The 16,719-nt window shown below is 67.0% G+C and carries 17 protein-coding genes; 10 read left to right on the forward strand and 7 right to left on the reverse strand.

Annotation, left to right across the window (positions count from 1 at the left end; all coding sequences use genetic code 11):
- Positions 1 to 64: 64 nt before the first annotated feature.
- Both GJV37_RS08070 and GJV37_RS08075 read right to left on the reverse strand, forming a co-directional pair.
- Positions 65 to 1,171 (reverse strand): sensor histidine kinase, encoded by a 1,107-nt coding sequence (locus tag GJV37_RS08070; RefSeq protein ID WP_084359777.1) that lies wholly within the window; start codon positions 1,169 to 1,171, stop codon positions 65 to 67.
- Positions 1,152 to 1,907 carry a response regulator gene (locus tag GJV37_RS08075; RefSeq protein WP_037018411.1) on the reverse strand — a complete coding sequence of 252 codons (756 nt, stop codon included), beginning with the start codon at positions 1,905 to 1,907 and terminating at the stop codon, positions 1,152 to 1,154. The genes GJV37_RS08070 and GJV37_RS08075 overlap by 20 nt, the downstream gene beginning before the upstream one ends.
- A gap of 321 nt (positions 1,908 to 2,228) precedes the next feature.
- Between GJV37_RS08075 and kdpF the strand changes: the two genes are divergently transcribed.
- The 6 genes from kdpF to GJV37_RS08105 all read left to right on the forward strand — a co-directional run bounded on the left by kdpF (position 2,229) and on the right by GJV37_RS08105 (position 10,468).
- Positions 2,229 to 2,318 carry a K(+)-transporting ATPase subunit F gene (gene kdpF / locus GJV37_RS08080; RefSeq protein ID WP_037007992.1) on the forward strand — a complete coding sequence of 30 codons (90 nt, stop codon included), beginning with the start codon at positions 2,229 to 2,231 and terminating at the stop codon, positions 2,316 to 2,318.
- An 8-nt stretch (positions 2,319 to 2,326) separates the two neighbouring features.
- Positions 2,327 to 4,021 (forward strand): potassium-transporting ATPase subunit KdpA, encoded by a 1,695-nt coding sequence (gene kdpA, locus GJV37_RS08085; RefSeq protein ID WP_169887900.1) that lies wholly within the window; start codon positions 2,327 to 2,329, stop codon positions 4,019 to 4,021.
- A 12-nt stretch (positions 4,022 to 4,033) separates the two neighbouring features.
- Positions 4,034 to 6,094, forward strand: coding sequence for a potassium-transporting ATPase subunit KdpB (kdpB, locus tag GJV37_RS08090; RefSeq protein ID WP_170860178.1), 2,061 nt, complete (start codon positions 4,034 to 4,036; stop codon positions 6,092 to 6,094).
- Between the two features lie 161 nt (positions 6,095 to 6,255).
- Entirely contained in the window at positions 6,256 to 6,804 is a 549-nt protein-coding gene (gene kdpC / locus GJV37_RS08095; RefSeq protein WP_193452316.1) for a potassium-transporting ATPase subunit KdpC, read from the forward strand.
- Positions 6,805 to 7,074: 270 nt separating this feature from the next.
- Positions 7,075 to 9,732 (forward strand): sensor histidine kinase, encoded by a 2,658-nt coding sequence (locus GJV37_RS08100; protein ID WP_065327594.1) that lies wholly within the window; start codon positions 7,075 to 7,077, stop codon positions 9,730 to 9,732.
- A 43-nt stretch (positions 9,733 to 9,775) separates the two neighbouring features.
- Positions 9,776 to 10,468 carry a response regulator gene (locus GJV37_RS08105; protein ID WP_024767315.1) on the forward strand — a complete coding sequence of 231 codons (693 nt, stop codon included), beginning with the start codon at positions 9,776 to 9,778 and terminating at the stop codon, positions 10,466 to 10,468.
- Positions 10,469 to 10,527: 59 nt separating this feature from the next.
- Here GJV37_RS08105 and GJV37_RS08110 read toward each other — a convergent pair whose 3' ends face one another.
- From GJV37_RS08110 to GJV37_RS08120, 3 genes are all read right to left on the reverse strand, one after another.
- Entirely contained in the window at positions 10,528 to 10,869 is a 342-nt protein-coding gene (locus GJV37_RS08110) for a type II toxin-antitoxin system RelE/ParE family toxin (protein ID WP_024767316.1), read from the reverse strand.
- Positions 10,866 to 11,102 (reverse strand): type II toxin-antitoxin system ParD family antitoxin, encoded by a 237-nt coding sequence (locus GJV37_RS08115; protein ID WP_024767317.1) that lies wholly within the window; start codon positions 11,100 to 11,102, stop codon positions 10,866 to 10,868. Before GJV37_RS08115 ends, GJV37_RS08110 begins: the two co-directional genes overlap by 4 nt.
- A 79-nt stretch (positions 11,103 to 11,181) precedes the next feature.
- Positions 11,182 to 12,219 (reverse strand): patatin-like phospholipase family protein, encoded by a 1,038-nt coding sequence (locus tag GJV37_RS08120; RefSeq protein WP_024767318.1) that lies wholly within the window; start codon positions 12,217 to 12,219, stop codon positions 11,182 to 11,184.
- 106 nt (positions 12,220 to 12,325) lie between these two features.
- Here GJV37_RS08120 and selD point away from each other — a divergent pair, with 106 nt between their 5' ends.
- Together selD and mnmH are read left to right on the forward strand one after the other, a co-directional pair.
- Positions 12,326 to 13,360, forward strand: a complete 1,035-nt coding sequence (gene selD, locus GJV37_RS08125) for a selenide, water dikinase SelD (protein ID WP_024767319.1) — start codon at positions 12,326 to 12,328, stop codon at positions 13,358 to 13,360.
- Entirely contained in the window at positions 13,360 to 14,460 is a 1,101-nt protein-coding gene (gene mnmH, locus GJV37_RS08130) for a tRNA 2-selenouridine(34) synthase MnmH (protein ID WP_024767320.1), read from the forward strand. The genes selD and mnmH overlap by 1 nt, the downstream gene beginning before the upstream one ends.
- A 78-nt stretch (positions 14,461 to 14,538) precedes the next feature.
- On the opposite strand, the gene GJV37_RS08135 is transcribed toward mnmH, so the two are convergent.
- Entirely contained in the window at positions 14,539 to 14,886 is a 348-nt protein-coding gene (locus GJV37_RS08135; RefSeq protein WP_065327598.1) for a GFA family protein, read from the reverse strand.
- A 150-nt stretch (positions 14,887 to 15,036) separates the two neighbouring features.
- Here GJV37_RS08135 and GJV37_RS08140 point away from each other — a divergent pair, with 150 nt between their 5' ends.
- Together GJV37_RS08140 and GJV37_RS08145 are read left to right on the forward strand one after the other, a co-directional pair.
- Positions 15,037 to 15,315 carry a hypothetical protein gene (locus tag GJV37_RS08140; protein WP_024767322.1) on the forward strand — a complete coding sequence of 93 codons (279 nt, stop codon included), beginning with the start codon at positions 15,037 to 15,039 and terminating at the stop codon, positions 15,313 to 15,315.
- A gap of 64 nt (positions 15,316 to 15,379) precedes the next feature.
- Entirely contained in the window at positions 15,380 to 15,988 is a 609-nt protein-coding gene (locus GJV37_RS08145; protein ID WP_193452317.1) for a flavin reductase family protein, read from the forward strand.
- Positions 15,989 to 16,012: 24 nt separating this feature from the next.
- On the opposite strand, the gene GJV37_RS08150 is transcribed toward GJV37_RS08145, so the two are convergent.
- A complete protein-coding gene (locus GJV37_RS08150; RefSeq protein ID WP_024767324.1) occupies positions 16,013 to 16,387 on the reverse strand; it encodes a hypothetical protein in 375 nt (124 codons plus the stop codon).
- Positions 16,388 to 16,719: the final 332 nt, after the last annotated feature.

Consider the following 16,719-nt stretch of genomic DNA (forward strand, 5'->3'; position numbering starts at 1 on the left):
GACAGCCTCGGGCGCGCCTGTGTCGCGGGTTTGTGCGCTTTGTTTGCTGGCGGCTACAACGGCGTTACGCAGCCGCGCTTCTGGGCAGGCGCAGCACGGCGGTGGCGCCGCCGCCAGGGGTTTCCTCGAAGAACAGGTCGCCGCCCTGGCGCCGCGCGGCATCGCGGGCGATGGCCAGGCCCAGGCCGACGCCGCCGGAGTTGCGGTTGCGTGAGCCTTCCAGGCGGAAGAACGGCTCGAACACCTGCTCGCGCAGCTCCGCGGGAATGCCCGGGCCGTGGTCGCGTACGCGGATTTCCAGCTCGCGGGTGCCGTCACGCAGCTCGATGCTGACATCGCCGGCATAGCGCAGCGCATTGTCCAGCAGGTTGTTCAGGCAGGAGCGCAGTGCCATCGGCTGCACCTTGAGCGGCGCGCAGTAGCCTTCCACGCCGACATCGGCGCCGCGCTCGCAGGCGTCCTCGGCGAGGGAATCGGCCAGCGCCTTCACGTCGAACCACTGCAGGGGTTCGCTGGCGCGCTCCTGCTGCAGGTAGTGCAGGGTGGAGTCGAGCATGCCGATCATTTCGGCCAGGTCCTGGCTGATGCGGGTGCGCAACTGCGGGTTGTCGACTTCCTCGACGCGCAGGCGCAGGCGCGAGAGCGGCGTGCGCAGGTCATGGGAAACCGCCACCAGCATGCGGCTTCGCTGCTGCACCTGTTCGCGAATGCGCTCGCGCATGCGGTTGAAGGCGCGCGCGGCCTGGCGCGCTTCACGCGTGCCGGTCTCCGGCAGGGGCGGGCTGTCCAGGTCTTCGGATAGGCGCAGCGCAGCGTCTCCCAGATGCTGCACCGGGCGGGCCAGCAGGCGCGCGCCGATGTAGGCGGCGAGGATCAGGGTCAGCAACTGGAAGGCGAACGGCACGCTCCAGAACGGCAGGCGCGGGCCGGGCGGTGGCGGCGGCATCATGCCGGGGGGCGGCGGGCCGCGCTCGAAGCCGTGCTCCGCTGGCGGCGGAGGCGGTGGCTCGTGACGCGGCCCGTAGTGATGGAACCAGGCGAAGGCCAGCAGGTGCGCGACCACGATGGCCAACAGGAACACGCCGAACAGCCGGGCGAACAGGCTGTCGGCGCGCTCCAGGGGTTTTTCCTTTGCGCGCACGGGCGCGGATTCAGGCGATGTCGCGGACATCGAACAGGTACCCTTCGCCGCGTACGGTCTTGATCAGCCGGGGCGAGCGCGGATCGTCGCCGAGCTTCTGACGCAGACGCGAGACCAGCAGGTCGATGCTGCGGTCGAAGGCCTCGATGGCGCGGCCACGGGCGGCGTCCAGCAGCAGTTCGCGGTTGAGCACCCGCCGCGGGCGTTCGAGGAACACCCAGAGCAGGCGGAATTCGGCGTTGGACAGCGGCACCACCAGGCCATCCGGTGCATGCAGCTGGCGCAGTACGCTGTCCAGCCGCCACTGGTCGAAGCGCACCTGGGCACGCGGTTCGCCGCGGGTGCCTTCCTCGCTGGGGAGACTGGTGCCGCGCACGCGGCGCAGGATGGTCTGGATGCGCGCTACCAGCTCGCGCGGCTCGAAGGGCTTGGCCATGTAGTCGTCGGCGCCCAGTTCCAGGCCGATGATGCGGTCCGCCGGTTCGCAGCGGGCGGTGAGCATGAGGATCGGGATGTCCGACTCGGCGCGCAGGTAGCGGCACAGGGACAGGCCGTCTTCGCCGGGCAGCATCAGGTCGAGCACCACGACATCGAAGTTTTCGTTTTCCAGCGCACGGCGCATCTCGACGCCGTCGGCCACGCCATGGGCCTCGATGTTGAAGCGCGCGAGGTAACCGCAGAGCAGCTCGCGGATCGGCTGGTCGTCGTCCACCAGCAGGGCGCGGGTGGTCCAGCGGCGTGGGTCGTCGGAAGTGGTCGGGTGCATGAAGAAACCTGTCGCGGGAGAACGTGGGGCAGGATGGCCAGGGGCCGCCAGGGGCATGCGACGCACGCATGCTAACCCGTCAGCGCGTGCGCGGGCCATGGTCGGCGAGGCTGCGGTGCGCGGGTGTCGTCAGCGTGTCGGCTGTGTATCGGTCCGGATACATAAGCGCCAATCGCCGCGCCAGAGCGGCTTTTTACGCTTTCTTTATGCCGCGCGGCACGCTCGGGAATCGCTCCTTTACGCGTTGCTTGCGGAGAATTTCCGTCAAGCGGCAAACAGCCGCGCAAGCGATGGAATCGCCCGCGTGAGGAGAAATAGATCATGAGCGTGCTCGACGCTGTGTCACTGGTCCTGGCCACGGGACTGTTCATCTACCTGCTGGTGGCGCTGCTGCGCGCCGACCGTTCCTAGGAGCGTTCATGAACAGTCATGACGTGCTGCTGATCATTGCCTTCCTGGCTCTGGTGCTGGCGCCAGCGCCGTTCCTCGGGCGCTTCTACTACAGGGTGATGGAGGGCCAGCGGACCTTCCTCAGTCCGGTCTTCCTGCCGGTGGAGCGGGCCATTTACCGCGTATGTGGCATCCACCCTGACGATGAGCAGAACTGGAAGAGCTACACCCTGGCCCTGCTGGCCTTCAACCTGGTAGGGCTGGTGTTGCTGTTCGCCATCCTCCTGCTGCAGGGCGGCCTGCCGCTCAACCCGCAGCACCTGCCGGGTCTGGAGTGGACGCTGGCGTTCAACACCGCGGTGAGTTTCGTCACCAATACCAACTGGCAGGCCTACAGCGGTGAGGCTTCGCTGAGCTACCTGAGCCAGATGCTCGGCCTGACCGTGCAGAACTTCGTCAGCGCCGCCGTCGGCCTGGCCGTGCTGGTGGCGCTGGCCCGCGGCATCTCGCGCAAGTCGACGAACAACCTCGGCAACTTCTGGGTCGACCTGACCCGCGCCACCCTCTACGGGCTGATCCCGCTGTGCCTGCTGCTGGCGCTGCTGCTGGTCTGGCAGGGCGTGCCGCAGACCTTCCTCGACTACGCCCACGCGCTGACCGTGCAGGGCGCCGACCAGTCCATCCCGCTGGGCCCGGCGGCCAGCCAGATCGCCATCAAGCAACTGGGCACCAATGGCGGCGGCTTCTTCGGCGTGAACTCGGCGCACCCGTTCGAGAACCCGACCATCTGGAGCAACCTGTTCGAAGTCGTCTCGATCATCCTGATCCCGGCTGCGCTGGTGTTCACCTTCGGCCACTACGTGAAGGACCTGCGCCAGAGCCGCGCCATCCTCGGCTGCATGCTGGTGCTGTTCGCCCTCGGCCTGGGCGCCTCGCTGTGGGCCGAGTACCAGCCCAACCCGGCGCTCAGCGCGCTGCCGGTGGAGCAGGTCGCCCCGCTGGAAGGCAAGGAAAGCCGCTTCGGCACCACGGCCAGCGTGCTCTGGGCTGTGACCACCACCGCGGCCTCCAACGGCTCGGTGAACGCCATGCATGACAGCCTGAATCCGCTGTCCGGCATGGTGGCGATGCTCAACATGATGGTCGGCGAAGTGATCTTCGGCGGCGTCGGTGCGGGGCTCTACGGCATGCTGCTATTCGTCCTGATCGCCGTGTTCCTCGCCGGGTTGATGGTCGGCCGCACCCCGGAATACCTCGGCAAGAAGCTCGAAGCCCGCGAAGTCCGCCTGCTGGTGGCAACCCTGCTGGTGATGCCGGTGGGCGTGCTGGTGCTCGGCGCCATCGCCGCCAGCCTGCCCGGCCCGGCCTCCTCGGTGAGCAACCCCGGCGCCCACGGCTTCAGCCAACTGCTCTACGCCTATACCTCGGGCACCGCGAACAACGGCTCGGCCTTCGGTGGCTTCGGCGCCAACACGCCGTTCCACAACCTGATGATCGCCCTGGCCATGCTGATCGGCCGCTTCGGCTACATCCTGCCGGTGCTGGCGATCGCCGGCAGCCTGGCGGCGAAGAAGGCCACGCCGGTCGGCCCCAACAGCTTCCCGACCCACGGCCTGCTGTTCGTCAGCCTGCTGACCGCGACCATCCTGCTGGTCGGCGGCCTGAACTTCCTGCCGACGCTGGTGCTGGGCCCGGTGGCCGACCACCTGACGCTTGGTTTCTGAGGAGCTCCTTGAATGAACGCACATACCCAGGAACTCGCGATGAAAAAGGCCGTTGAAAAACGCCCGACCACCGCGCTGTCCGCCCTCTGGAAGCCGGCACTGCTGCAGGCCTTCATCAAGCTCGACCCACGCCAGCTGCAACGCTCGCCGGTGATGCTGGTGGTCGCCCTGACCGCCGTGCTGACCACCGTGCTGTGTGTGGTCGGCGGCGAGGCGGTGCCCACCTTCGTCGCCGTGCAGATCGCCGTGTGGCTGTGGTTCACCGTGCTCTTCGCCAACTTCGCCGAAGCCCTTGCCGAAGGCCGCGGCAAGGCCCGCGCCGACAGCCTCAAGGCCGGTACCCAGGGCCTGCAGGCCATGCGCATGGCGGTGACCGGCAAGTTCGAGAAAGTCGCCGCCAGCAGCCTGCGCAAGGGCGACGTGGTACGAGTCGAAGCCGGCGAGCTGATTCCCGGCGACGGCGAGGTGATCGAGGGCGTGGCGGCGGTCAACGAGGCCGCCATCACTGGCGAATCCGCGCCGGTGATCCGCGAATCCGGAGGCGACCGCTCCGCCGTGACCGGCAACACCCGGCTGGTCTCCGACTGGCTGCTGGTGAAGATCACCGCCAACCCCGGCGAATCCACCCTCGACCGCATGATCGCGCTGGTGGAGGGCGCCAAGCGCCAGAAGACCCCCAACGAAGTGGCGCTGGACATCCTGCTGATCGGCCTGACGCTGATCTTCCTGCTGGTGGTCGTGACCCTGAAGCCCTTCGCCCTGTTCGCCGGCGGCAACCTGCCGCTGGTGTTCCTGGTGGCGCTGCTGGTGACCCTGATCCCCACCACCATCGGCGGCCTGCTCTCGGCCATCGGCATCGCCGGCATGGACCGACTGGTGCGCCTGAACGTCATCGCCAAGTCCGGCCGCGCCGTGGAGGCGGCGGGGGACGTGCACGTGCTGATGCTCGACAAGACCGGCACCATCACCTTCGGCAACCGTCGCTGCAGCGCGCTGCATACCGCACCCGGCGTGCAGCCGCTGGAGCTGGCCGAAGGCGCTTTCCTCGCCTCGCTGGCGGACGATACGCCGGAAGGCAAATCCATCGTGGAGTTCCTGCGCGCGCAGATCGTCCTTCCGGAGCCGGAACGCAGCCGCGTGACGCCGATTGCCTTCAGCGCCGAGACGCGCCTGTCGGGCATCGACATGGACGGCCACATCTACCGCAAGGGCGCCGTCGACGCCGCGCTGGCCTTCGTTGGCCTGGATCGCGCGCAGATGCCGGAAAGCCTGGCCAAGGAAATCGAACGCATCGCCCAGAGCGGCGGCACGCCGCTGCTGGTAGTAGCCGACGGCAAGCTGCTGGGCGCCATCCACCTCAAGGACGTGGTCAAGCCGGGCATCCGCGAGCGCTTCGCCGAGCTGCGCCGCATGGGCATCCGCACCGTGATGGTGACCGGCGACAACCCGCTGACCGCCGCCGCCATCGCCGCCGAAGCCGGTGTGGACGACGTGATCGCCGAAGCCACGCCGGAGAAGAAGCTGGCGCGCATCCGCCAGGAACAGGGCGAGGGGCGCATGGTCGCCATGTGCGGCGACGGCGCCAACGACGCTCCGGCCCTGGCCCAGGCGGATGTCGGCATGGCCATGAACGACGGCACCCAGGCCGCCCGCGAGGCCGCCAACCTGGTGGATCTGGACAGCGACCCGACCAAGCTGCTGGACGTGGTGCAGGTCGGCAAGGAACTGCTGGTGACCCGTGGCGCGCTGACCACCTTCTCGGTGGCCAACGACGTGGCCAAGTACTTCGCCATCCTTCCCGCGCTGTTCGCCGGCATCTACCCGCAACTGGGCGTGCTCAACGTGATGAAGCTGGCCAGCCCGCAGAGCGCCATCCTCTCGGCCATCGTGTTCAACGCGCTGATCATCGTCGCGCTGATCCCCCTGGCCCTGCGCGGCGTGCGCGTGCAGGCCAGCGACGCCTCGCAGCTGCTGCGGCGCAACCTGCTGATCTATGGCGTGGGCGGCCTGGTCGCACCGTTCGTGGGGATCAAGGTGATTGACATGATTCTGGTAGCGGTGGGCCTGGCCTGAGGCGCGCGCCTTTTCCCCTCTCCCAATGGGAGAGGGGACCGTCCGGAGTGATCGGGAAACGCCGACCTCGCCGGACACACCGAACGTCTCCCTCTCCCTTCAGGAGAGGGCTGGGGTGAGGGACGCCTCTCGCTCCGAACCCAACAGAGGATCACGAAAAAATGCTCAACCAACTCCGCCCCGCCATCGCCTCGCTGGTCCTGCTCAGCGCGATCACCGGTGTTGTCTACCCGCTGGCCGTCACCGGCATCGCCCAGGTGGCCTTCCACGACCAGGCCAATGGCAGCCTGGTGCGCGACGATCAGGGCAATGTCCGCGGCTCGGCCCTGATCGCGCAGAAATTCGACGGCGCCCAGTGGTTCCATTCGCGCCCCTCGGCCGGTGATTTCGCCACCGTCTCCAGCAGCGCCAGCAACCTTGCGCCCGGCAACCCGGCGCTGGCCGAACGCATCGCCAAGGATGCCGCCGCCCAGCAGATTGGCGGCCAGCCGGTGCCGCTGGCGCTGGTCACCACCTCCGGCAGCGGGCTCGATCCGCAATTGCCGCCCGTCGCGGCGCTGTATCAGGTGCCGCGCATCGCCCTGGAACGTGGCGTACCGGCGGCGAGCCTGGAGAAGCTGGTGGAGGCGAACACCGAACGCCCGCTGATCGGCCCCGCCGTGGTCAACGTGCTGGCGCTGAACATGGCCCTCGCCAGCCTGCCTCGCTAGACTCCAGCGCCTGTGTAGCAGGGTGCAGCCAGGGTTGGACCGTAGGGCGAATAACCTGGAACAGGTTATCCGCCGACTCTGATCGTGGTGGATAACGCTGGCGCGTTATGCACCCTACAAACGCACGCGCGCGTTGTTCTGGTAGGAGCGCCGTCGACGCTATGCAGGAAGGCGGCGCTGGCTGACGGTATCTTCCCGTGGGAAAGAGGTTTCGGCCCCTTCTCCAGCAACACATGAACGAGCGCCATCAGGCACTTCGAGGATAGCGACATGACCGACCCCAACCGCGCCGATGCCCTGCTGGCCGACCTGCCTGCCATGGGCCGTGGCCGCCTCAAGGTTTTCCTCGGCGCCGCGCCGGGTGTCGGCAAGACCTACGCCATGCTCCTGGCCGCCCAGAGCCAGTTGCGCCAGGGCGTCAAGCTGCGCGTCGGCATCGTCGAAACCCACGGCCGCGCCGAAACCGAAGCACTGCTCGCCGGTCTGCCGCAGCAGGCACTCAAGCGCTCCGTCTACCGTGGCATCACCCTCGAAGAAATGGACCTCGACGGCCTGCTCGCCGACCCGCCCACGCTGGCGCTGGTGGACGAACTGGCCCACAGCAATGCACCTGGCAGCCGCCACGCCAAGCGCTGGCAGGACATCCAGGAGCTGCTCTCCGCCGGCATCGACGTCTACACCACGGTCAACGTCCAGCACCTGGAAAGCCTCAATGACCACGTCCGCGACATCACCGGCGTGCAGGTGCGCGAAACCGTGCCCGATTGGGTCCTGCAGGAAGCCTACGAGCTGTTGCTGGTGGACCTGCCGCCGCGCGAACTGCTGGAGCGCCTGCGCGAGGGCAAGGTCTATGTGCCCGAGCAGGCGCGCGCCGCCATCGATGCCTTCTTCAGCCAGACCAACCTGACCGCGCTGCGCGAGCTGGCCATGCAGACGGCCGCCGCGCGGGTCGATGCCGACCTTACCCATCGCTACCGCCAGCAGGGCGGCGAGGCGCCCGCCGTGCGTGGGCGCCTGCTGGTCGGCGTGGATGGCGAACACAACGCCGAACGCCTGGTGCGCCACGCCAGTCGCGTAGCCGAACGCCGGCACCTGCCCTGGTCGCTGGTGCATGTCGACACCGGCGAGGCGCGCAGCGAAGAGTCGCGCATGCAATTGCAGAGCGCCCAGCAACTCGCTGAGCGCCTGGGCGGCGATGTCGTCGAACTGCGCGGTGGCGAAGTCGCGCGAACCCTGGTCGAACATGCCAAGGAGCGTCGCGCCACGCTGTTGCTGGTTGGCCGTTCTCGACAACGCTGGTATCGCCAGCTGTTCGGCGGCGGCCTGGCGGCGCGCCTGCTGCGCCTGGGCGACGGGCTGGAAATCAGCGTGCTCGACAGCGAGGCTGATCTCACGCCACCCAAGGTTCGCGCGCAGACGCCCTGGCCCTGGGGCAATTACCTGCTCGCCGCGCTGGCCGCTGCCTGCGCCAGCGCGCTGGCCTGGGGCGTGGCCAGCGTGCTGGAACTGCCGAACATCTCCCTGGTGTTCCTCGCCGCCGTGCTGCTGGTGGCGGTACGCAGCAGCCTCGGCCCGGCGCTGGCCTGCGCGGTGCTGTCGTTCCTGGCCTACGACTTCCTGTTCATCCCGCCGCATTTCTCCTTCTCCATCCAGCGCGAAGAAGACGTGCTGACGCTGCTGTTCTTCCTGCTCATGGCCGGCCTCACCGGCAACCTTGCCGCCCGCCAGCGCCGGCAATTGCAGGCCCTGCGCGAGACGCAGGAAGAGACCAGCCAACTGCTCGACCTGTCGCGCAAGCTCACCGCCGCCACCGACCGCCAGGCGGTGATGGCCGCCGCCGCGCAACAACTGGGCGGCTGGGACGGGCTGGACATCTGCCTGCTCGGGCAGGTCAACCGCGAGTGGAAAGTCGAAGGAGGATTGAACCGGCCTTTCGACGACCAGGAGCGCGCCGCCGCCGACTGGGCCTGGCAACACGACCAGCCCGCCGGGCTGGGTACCGGCACGCTGCCGGGGGGGCGCTGGTGGTGGTGGCCGCTGTTCGGCGAGGATGGCCCTTTGGCTCTGCTGGGTGTCAGCCCGCGCGATGGCCAACCGCTGCCAGGTTCGCGCCGCCGTCTGCTCGCCGCCCTCGGCCAGCCGCTGGGGCAGGCCCTGGCCCGTGCGCGTCTGGCCGAAGACCTGGAAGCCGCGCGCCTGCACGGCGAAACCGAACAACTGCGCAGCGCGCTGCTGGCCTCGGTCAGCCATGACCTGCGCACGCCACTGACCTCCATGCGCGGCGCCATCGACAGCCTGCTGGCATTGGGCGACGCGATCCCGCCGCCGGACCGCCGCGAACTGCTGGAAAGCACCCGCGACGAGGCCGAACGCCTGGACCGCTACATCCAGAACCTGCTGGACATGACCCGCCTCGGCCACGGCGGCCTGAAACTCTCGCGCGACTGGGTATCGCCCGGCGACATCGTCGGCAGCGCGCTCAACCGCCTGCGCGCCGTGGTTGCCCCGTACCGCGTGGAAACCCGCGTGCCGCCGGAGTTGCCGCTGCTCTACGTGCACGCCGCGCTGATCGAGCAGGCGCTGGTCAACGTGCTGGAAAATGCCGCACGCTTTTCGCCGCCACAGGGCCGCCTGCGCGTTGCAGTGGATTCCATCGAGGACGAGTTGCGCTTCTCGGTCAGCGACGAAGGGCCGGGCATTCCACCGGCGGAGCGGGAGAAGATCTTCGACATGTTCTACACCGCGGCCCGCGGTGACCGAGGCGGGCAGGGCACCGGGCTGGGCCTGGCGATCTGCCAGGGCATGGTCGGTGCCCACGGCGGGCGGATCACCGTCGAGGATGGCATCGACGGGCGCGGCACCACCCTCGTGCTGCACCTGCCGCTGCAGCAGCAGCCGGATATGGAGGAGCTTGATGCTGCTGTCTGAAAGGCTCAAGCTGAACGCTTCCGTCAGCCAGCCCAACACCCCGATGAACGCCAGCGCCGCCACGATTCTGGTCGTCGACGACGAACCGCAGATCCGCAAGTTTCTCCGCATCAGCCTCAGCGCTGGCGGCTACAAGGTGCTGGAAGCCGGTACCGGCGAGGAGGGTCTGGCCCAGGCCGCGCTGGGGCGACCGGACCTGGTGGTGCTCGACCTTGGCCTGCCGGACAAGGACGGCCAGGACGTGCTGCGTGAGCTGCGCGAGTGGTCGCAGGTACCGGTACTGGTGCTGTCGGTGCGCGCCAGCGAAAGCGAGAAGGTGCTGGCGCTGGACAGCGGCGCCAACGACTACGTGACCAAGCCCTTCGGCATCCAGGAGTTTCTTGCGCGCATCCGTGTGTTGCTGCGTCAGGGCGGCAGTGGCGAGGCGCAGGAAGCGGTGGTGGCGGTCGGGCCGCTGAGCGTGGATTTTTCCTACCGCCGTGTGCTGCTCGACGGTGACGAAGTCTCGCTGACGCGCAAGGAGTACGCGGTGCTTTCGACTCTCGCTCGGCACGTCGGGCGGGTGGTTACCCAGCAGCAACTGCTCAAGGATATCTGGGGGCCGACGCATACCGAGGACACGCACTATCTGCGGGTGGTGGTTGGGCATCTGCGGCAGAAGCTCGCCGATGATCCGGCGAGTCCGCGCTTTATCGTGACCGAGGCGGGCGTCGGTTACCGCCTGCGCGAGGCCTGATCGCCCGGTATTCACGCTGTTGCGTGGGCCATGCCCGTGATCGCGCCCATGGGGTGCTCCTACAGGTTGAAGCCTTGGTCTTCGTTGGTCAGCAGCCAGTCGGCAATATCTCGCTTACCGTTAAGCACGCGCCAGACATCGATGTGGTCGGCTCGCTCGATGAAGAACACCAAGTGTGGGTAGCGTTTCAGAGGCCAACTGCGCAGGCCTGGAATGTCCAGTTCGTGGGCATATCGTGAAGAGGATGCTGCGGGGTTTCGTGCAATCAACTGATAGGCACGTTGTAGCTCGTCGATGAAGCCGAAGGCGGCCTTCTCACCACCTTCGCTCAAATAGTATTCCAAGGACTCTGCGACATCCTGCCGGGCTATGGCCCGGGGTCTGACCGGGCGGGCTTTCACGAATCGCGCCTGCGTACGCGGTCACGCAGCGCTTCGAAATACCCGTCATCCACAGCTTCACCGGGCTCGGACGCAGCACCGGCCAGAAGCAGATCACGCAGGTGCTGGCGATCCTGGTCCTTGCGGATCAGCTCGCGCACATATTCGCTACTGGTGCCGTAGCCACGCTGGCTGACCTGATCATCGACGAAGCCTTTCAATGCTTCAGGCAGGGAGATATTCATCGTGCTCATGCCGGCTCTCTCGGAAATGGCAAAATTTGCCAAAGCATACGCCGTTCATTCCGCATGGCAAAAGCCTTCCGCCAGCCGGTCAGTAGGGATTCTCCGCCTCATACCTATCCAGCGTATCGCTGGCGATCTGCCGGCCGAGGGCGATGAGTTCCGGGGCCTTGTAGAACTCGAAGAAGCGGCACACGCGCTTGGGCACGTTGATCAGGATGTCCGGCGGGTAGCCGGCGATCTTGTACTGCGCCAGCGACGTCTGCATCACCTCGAAGCTCTGGTTCACCAGTTCCAGCAAGGAGGCCGGGCTGCTGCTGTCGATCACGTGGCTGCCGGTCGCGGAGCGTGGCGAGCCCTTGGCCTGCGGGGCGGCGGCGGGTTGCTGCATTTCCGGCTCGGCGGGCTCCTCGGCGGCGGCCGGGACGGGGTGGAGCAGGGCGTCGGCGATCAGCTCGGGTGGCGGCTCGGACTCCCCTTTACGGAAGAAGCTCAGCTTGTTGGACAGCCCGGAGAGCACCGCATCGAAGCGGCCTTTCAGGGCGGCGGGGCGCTCGATCACCGGCAGTGAGTACTGGCGCTGGTTGGTGGCGTTGAGGTTGACCGCGACGATCAGGTCGGCGTGGGTCGAGACCACCGGGACGATCGGCAACGGGTTGAGCAGGCCGCCGTCCACCAGCATGCGGGTGCCCTGCATGACCGGGGTGAACAGGCTGGGAATCGCCGCCGAAGCGCGCATGGCCTGGTGCAGGCAACCTTCCTGGAACCAGATTTCCTGCTGGTTGGTCAGGTCGGTGGCGACCGCCGTGTAGGGGATGGGCAAGTCCTCGATATTGATCTCGCCGAGCAGTTCGTGAATCTTGCCGAACACCCGCTCGCCGCGGATGGCGCCGAGGCGGAAGCTGACGTCCAGCAGGCGCAGCACGTCGAGGTAGTCCAGGCTTTCCACCCAGTCGCGGTATTCGCCCAGTTTGCCGGCGGCGTAGATGCCGCCGATCACCGCGCCCATGGAGCAGCCGGCGATGCACACCACTTCATAGCCACGCCGCTCGATCTCCTCGATTACGCCAATGTGCGCATAACCTCGGGCTCCGCCGGAGCCAAGCACCAGCGCAATCTGTTTTGACATAGGGCAACTCCGCGTTACGAACTGCCTGACGATACGCCGGGCACACCGGTCGAGCCAAGCCGGGCTTTGCTAGAATCGGCGTTTGTTTCCCTGCCGGAGCCTCCCGATGAGCGAACCGATCCGCCTGACCCAGTACAGCCATGGTGCCGGTTGCGGCTGCAAGATTTCCCCCAAGGTGCTGGAGGTGATCCTCGCCGGCAGCGGCGCGCAGAACCTCGACCCGAAGCTGTGGGTCGGCAATGCCTCGCGCGATGACGCTGCGGTTTATGCTATCGACGCCGAACGCGGCGTGGTGTCCACCACCGACTTCTTCATGCCGATCGTCGACGATCCCTTCGATTTCGGTCGCATCGCCGCCACCAACGCGATCAGCGACATCTACGCCATGGGTGGCGACCCGCTGATGGCGATCGCCATTCTCGGCTGGCCGGTGAACGTGCTGGCGCCGGAAATCGCCCGTGAAGTGATCGCCGGTGGCCGCAAGGTCTGCGACGAAGCCGGTATCCCGCTGGCCGGCGGGCATTCCATCGACGCGCCCGAGCCGATCTTCGGCCTGGCCGTCACCGGGCTGGTGGAGAAGCGCTTCATGAAGCGCAACGACACCGCCACCGCCGGCTGCAAGTTGTACCTGACCAAGCCGCTGGGCATCGGCATCCTCACCACCGCCGAGAAGAAGGCCAGGCTGCGCGCCGAAGACGTGGGCGTCGCCCGCGACTGGATGTGCACCCTGAACAAACCCGGCGCGCGCTTCGGCAAGCTCGACGGCGTGAAGGCGATGACCGACGTCACCGGCTTCGGCCTGCTCGGCCACCTGGTGGAAATGGCCGACGGTAGCGGGCTGACCGCTCGCGTGCGCTACGACGCCGTGCCGCGCCTGGCCAGCGTCGAGCATTACCTGGAAGCCGGCTGCGTGCCCGGCGGCACCCTGCGCAACTTCGACAGCTACGGCGAGCGCATCGCGCCGTTGCCCGAATTGCACAAGCTGCTGCTGTGCGACCCGCAGACCAGCGGCGGCCTGCTGGTGGCAGTGGAGCCGGAGGGAGAAGCGCAATTCCTCGCCACGGCGAAGGAACTGGGCATGGACCTGGCGCCCATCGGCGAACTGGTTGGCCGACAGCGCCACGCGGTCGAGGTGGAGTGATGCGCGACAACACCCGCCACTACCGCGAGCTGTTCCTCGGCGATGTGAAGATGATGGACGTGCGCGCCCCGGTCGAATTCGGCAAGGGCGCCTTCCCCAATGTGATCAACCTGCCGCTGATGAACGACATCGAGCGGCAGAAGGTCGGCACCAGCTACAAGCAACATGGCCAACAGGCGGCCATTGCCCTGGGCCACGAACTGGTCTGCGGCCAGATCAAGGCCGAGCGGATCGAAGCCTGGGCGAATTTCGCCAAGGCCAACCCCGAAGGTTACCTGTACTGCTTCCGCGGTGGCCTGCGGTCACAGATCACCCAGCAGTGGCTGAAGACCGAGGCTGGCATCGATTACCCGCGGGTTGTCGGCGGCTACAAGGCGATGCGTGGATTCCTCTTCGATACCACCCGTGCGGCCACCGAGGAATGCCAGTTCGTGCTGGTGGGCGGCCTGACCGGCACCGGCAAGACCGAGGTCATCGCCCAACTGGCCAACAGCCTGGACCTTGAAGGCCACGCCAACCACCGCGGCTCCGCCTTCGGCCGCCGCGCCACGCCGCAGCCCGCGCAGATCGATTTCGAGAACCGCCTGGCCATCGACATCCTGAAGAAGCGCCACGCCGGCATGGAGCAGTTCGTGCTGGAGGATGAGGGCCGCATCGTTGGCAGCTGTTCGGTGCCGCTGGAGCTGTACCAGGGCATGCAGCACTACCCGCTGGTGTGGCTGGAGGACAGCTTCGAGCAGCGCGTGGAGCGCATCCTCAAGGACTACGTGGTGAATCTGTGCGCCGACCATGTCCAGGTGGTGGGCGAGGAGGGGGGCTTCGACTCCTTCGCGGCATACCTGCGCAAGAGCCTGTCGGGCATCGTCAAGCGGCTGGGCGGCGAGCGCTATCAGCGCCTGGCGGCGATCATGGACGCAGCGCTGGACGAGCAGAAGGTGACGGGCGCGGTGGACCTGCACCGGGGCTGGATCGAGGGACTGCTGGGCGAATACTACGACCCGATGTACGCCTTCCAGCGCGAAAGCAAGGGCGAGCGCGTGGAGTTCCGCGGCACCCAGGACGAGGTGGTGGAATACCTGCGGTTCCGCGCGGAGCGTTGATCGAATCTTCTGCAGCGGCTGGCTGATCGCGGACTCCGTCCGCGATGATTTCAAGGCCGCAGCGGGGCATTGGTCTGTTCACCGGCTCTTGCCGTCGTATTCCTTCACCGTCAGCCCGGCGAGCTCCACTCCCGGCAGGCAGCGCACATTGATCGCCGCCATCGGCGTGCCGTCCGGCGCGCTGGCGTAGGCCAGCGGTGCGCAGCCGCAGGTGGGGCAGAAGCGATGCTCGATGCGATGGGTGTTGAACGTATAGGTGCTCATCGCACTCTCAGGAGTCGTCAGCTTCAGCTTGCCGCGCGACACGAACCAGAGCAGCGAGCCCTTGCGCCGGCAGATCGAGCAGTTGCATGACACGACCTCACCGACATCCCCTTCCACTTCGAACGCGATCTGCCCGCAATGGCAACTGCCCTGATGCACCATGATCCTTCTCCTGTCGGGATATCCCGTGGGCAGACAGTGTAGTAGTCGCTTGAACGCCATCCGTCCGATGGCATACTGCGGCGCCATCCGGCAGGCCCCCGCGCCGCGTTCTAAGCTGGATTCACCGCGAATATTCCCAGGAGTTCCGTCATGCCGCGCATTCCCCTGATCATCGCCCTGGCGCTGGCCGTCGCTGGCTGCTCGGGCAAGACCGTCAACCGCGACAGTTGCGCCTCGCAACTGGATGCCGCCTGGCACGAACTGGACCTGGCCAAGGCCGAAGGCTTCGCCGGCACAGTCAGCTACTCCAAGGCCCTGGGCCTGCTGACCGCCGCCAAGACCCAGCAGCAGGTCGAGGCGTACACCGGTTGCTCCGACAAGGCCAGCCGCGCGCGTTTCTACATCAAGGAATCCCGCGCCGGCCGCTGAGCCGCGCACCGCCGGGCCGCCTGGCGCGGTCCGCGTCTTCCCACCGATTTGTCCGGATCTGCCCATGCAACTCGACTTCACCCAACTGTCCAAGGCCGAGGCCTATCGCTGGCTGGCTTCCACCGTCACGCCGCGGCCCATCGCCTGGGTCTCCACGCTGTCGAAAGAGGGACAAAGCAACCTCGCGCCGTTCAGCTTCTTCCAGGTCATCAGCGATTCGCCGCCGACCCTGCTGGTCAACACCAGCGTGCGCGACGACGGCAGCGTCAAGGACACCTTGCGCAACGTGCGCGAGACCGGCGAGCTGGTGATCCACCTGGTCAGCGCCGCGCAGGTCGAAGCCATGAACGCCACCGCCGCCTGGCTGCCCCACGGCGTCAGCGAGATCGAGCACGCCAGCATCGCCACCGTGCCCAGCGAGCGTGTTGCTCCACCTCGCGTTGTGGGCGCGCCGGTGGTCTTCGAATGCCAGTTGGCGGAAATCATGCCCTACCCGGCGGAAAACCCCTCGAGCATGCTGATCTTCGCCCGAGTGCTACTGGCGCATATCGACGATGCGGTGATGCAGGACGAACGCCACATCGACCCGACGCGGCTGGACCTGGTGGGCCGTCTGGGCGGCACCCAGTACAGCTACACCCGTGACACCTTCAGCATGATTCGTCCGAAGTAGGGCTGCGCGCCTGGCGCTGCGACGTCAGGCAAATTCCAGCTCCAGGCCGAGTTGCCAGCGGATGTCGCCGAGGCGCGCCTCGTCCAGCCGCTCGCCGAGGGCGAAGAGTTCCGAGAGCAATGCGTCGCGGTGGGTGAATTCCAGCGTACTGCCGTGAACCAGGCTGACGACGACCTGTACCAGGCGCCAGCCGGCCTGCGCCTCGAACCAGCAGTCCAGCCATTCGCCCTTGCTCTCGTCGTAGGTCTGCGGGCAGACGAAATGCCGAATCGGCAGATGCCCGCGCGTCAGCAGCAGGGGGTCGAGGCGGCGTTGCTCGCGGTACAGCTCCGGCAGGAAGAGTTGGTCGGCGAATCCTGTCAGCGGGCGCTGCAGGACCAGTTGATAGAAGGCGTTCATCCGCGCACCTGGAGTGGAAGGGCAGGTGTCGGAATCTGAATGGTCGGGCAGGCAGGTCGCTGTCGGCGATTTCCGTATCCGTGCCAGGAAAGTCCTGTTCAGTGTTCTGGATACGACCTCCACGTATCCTTGCGCAGCATCACCGTGCCATCACCGTCGCGCCCTCTATCCAGTCGATGGGCAGCGCTCCTAATGTTCCGCCCATAAGCACCGATAACGAGCAGGAGACCTACGAGGATTTCCTGCAACGCCATTGCGGATGGGGGGAGTAGCCATGGTTGCCTTCGTGCAGCGTCGTCTGGCCGACATGGGCACGGCGAAGAAACTGGCCA

Source organism: Pseudomonas nitroreducens (assembly GCF_010994165.1).
Classification (GTDB): Bacteria; Pseudomonadota; Gammaproteobacteria; order Pseudomonadales; family Pseudomonadaceae; genus Pseudomonas; species Pseudomonas nitroreducens.

Excerpts from the sequence above, each read along its gene's own strand:
- GJV37_RS08070 (WP_084359777.1), bottom strand. The coding sequence starts at position 1,171 with ATGTCCGCGACATCGCCTGAATCCGCGCCCGTGCGCGCAAAGGAAAAA.
- GJV37_RS08075 (WP_037018411.1), bottom strand. The coding sequence starts at position 1,907 with ATGCACCCGACCACTTCCGACGACCCACGCCGCTGGACCACCCGCGCC.
- kdpF (WP_037007992.1), top strand. The coding sequence starts at position 2,229 with ATGAGCGTGCTCGACGCTGTGTCACTGGTCCTGGCCACGGGACTGTTC.
- kdpA (WP_169887900.1), top strand. The coding sequence starts at position 2,327 with ATGAACAGTCATGACGTGCTGCTGATCATTGCCTTCCTGGCTCTGGTG.
- kdpB (WP_170860178.1), top strand. The coding sequence starts at position 4,034 with ATGAACGCACATACCCAGGAACTCGCGATGAAAAAGGCCGTTGAAAAA.
- kdpC (WP_193452316.1), top strand. The coding sequence starts at position 6,256 with ATGCTCAACCAACTCCGCCCCGCCATCGCCTCGCTGGTCCTGCTCAGC.
- GJV37_RS08100 (WP_065327594.1), top strand. The coding sequence starts at position 7,075 with ATGACCGACCCCAACCGCGCCGATGCCCTGCTGGCCGACCTGCCTGCC.
- GJV37_RS08105 (WP_024767315.1), top strand. The coding sequence starts at position 9,776 with ATGAACGCCAGCGCCGCCACGATTCTGGTCGTCGACGACGAACCGCAG.
- GJV37_RS08115 (WP_024767317.1), bottom strand. The coding sequence starts at position 11,102 with ATGAGCACGATGAATATCTCCCTGCCTGAAGCATTGAAAGGCTTCGTC.
- GJV37_RS08120 (WP_024767318.1), bottom strand. The coding sequence starts at position 12,219 with ATGTCAAAACAGATTGCGCTGGTGCTTGGCTCCGGCGGAGCCCGAGGT.
- selD (WP_024767319.1), top strand. The coding sequence starts at position 12,326 with ATGAGCGAACCGATCCGCCTGACCCAGTACAGCCATGGTGCCGGTTGC.
- mnmH (WP_024767320.1), top strand. The coding sequence starts at position 13,360 with ATGCGCGACAACACCCGCCACTACCGCGAGCTGTTCCTCGGCGATGTG.
- GJV37_RS08135 (WP_065327598.1), bottom strand. The coding sequence starts at position 14,886 with ATGGTGCATCAGGGCAGTTGCCATTGCGGGCAGATCGCGTTCGAAGTG.
- GJV37_RS08140 (WP_024767322.1), top strand. The coding sequence starts at position 15,037 with ATGCCGCGCATTCCCCTGATCATCGCCCTGGCGCTGGCCGTCGCTGGC.
- GJV37_RS08145 (WP_193452317.1), top strand. The coding sequence starts at position 15,380 with ATGCAACTCGACTTCACCCAACTGTCCAAGGCCGAGGCCTATCGCTGG.
- GJV37_RS08150 (WP_024767324.1), bottom strand. The coding sequence starts at position 16,387 with ATGAACGCCTTCTATCAACTGGTCCTGCAGCGCCCGCTGACAGGATTC.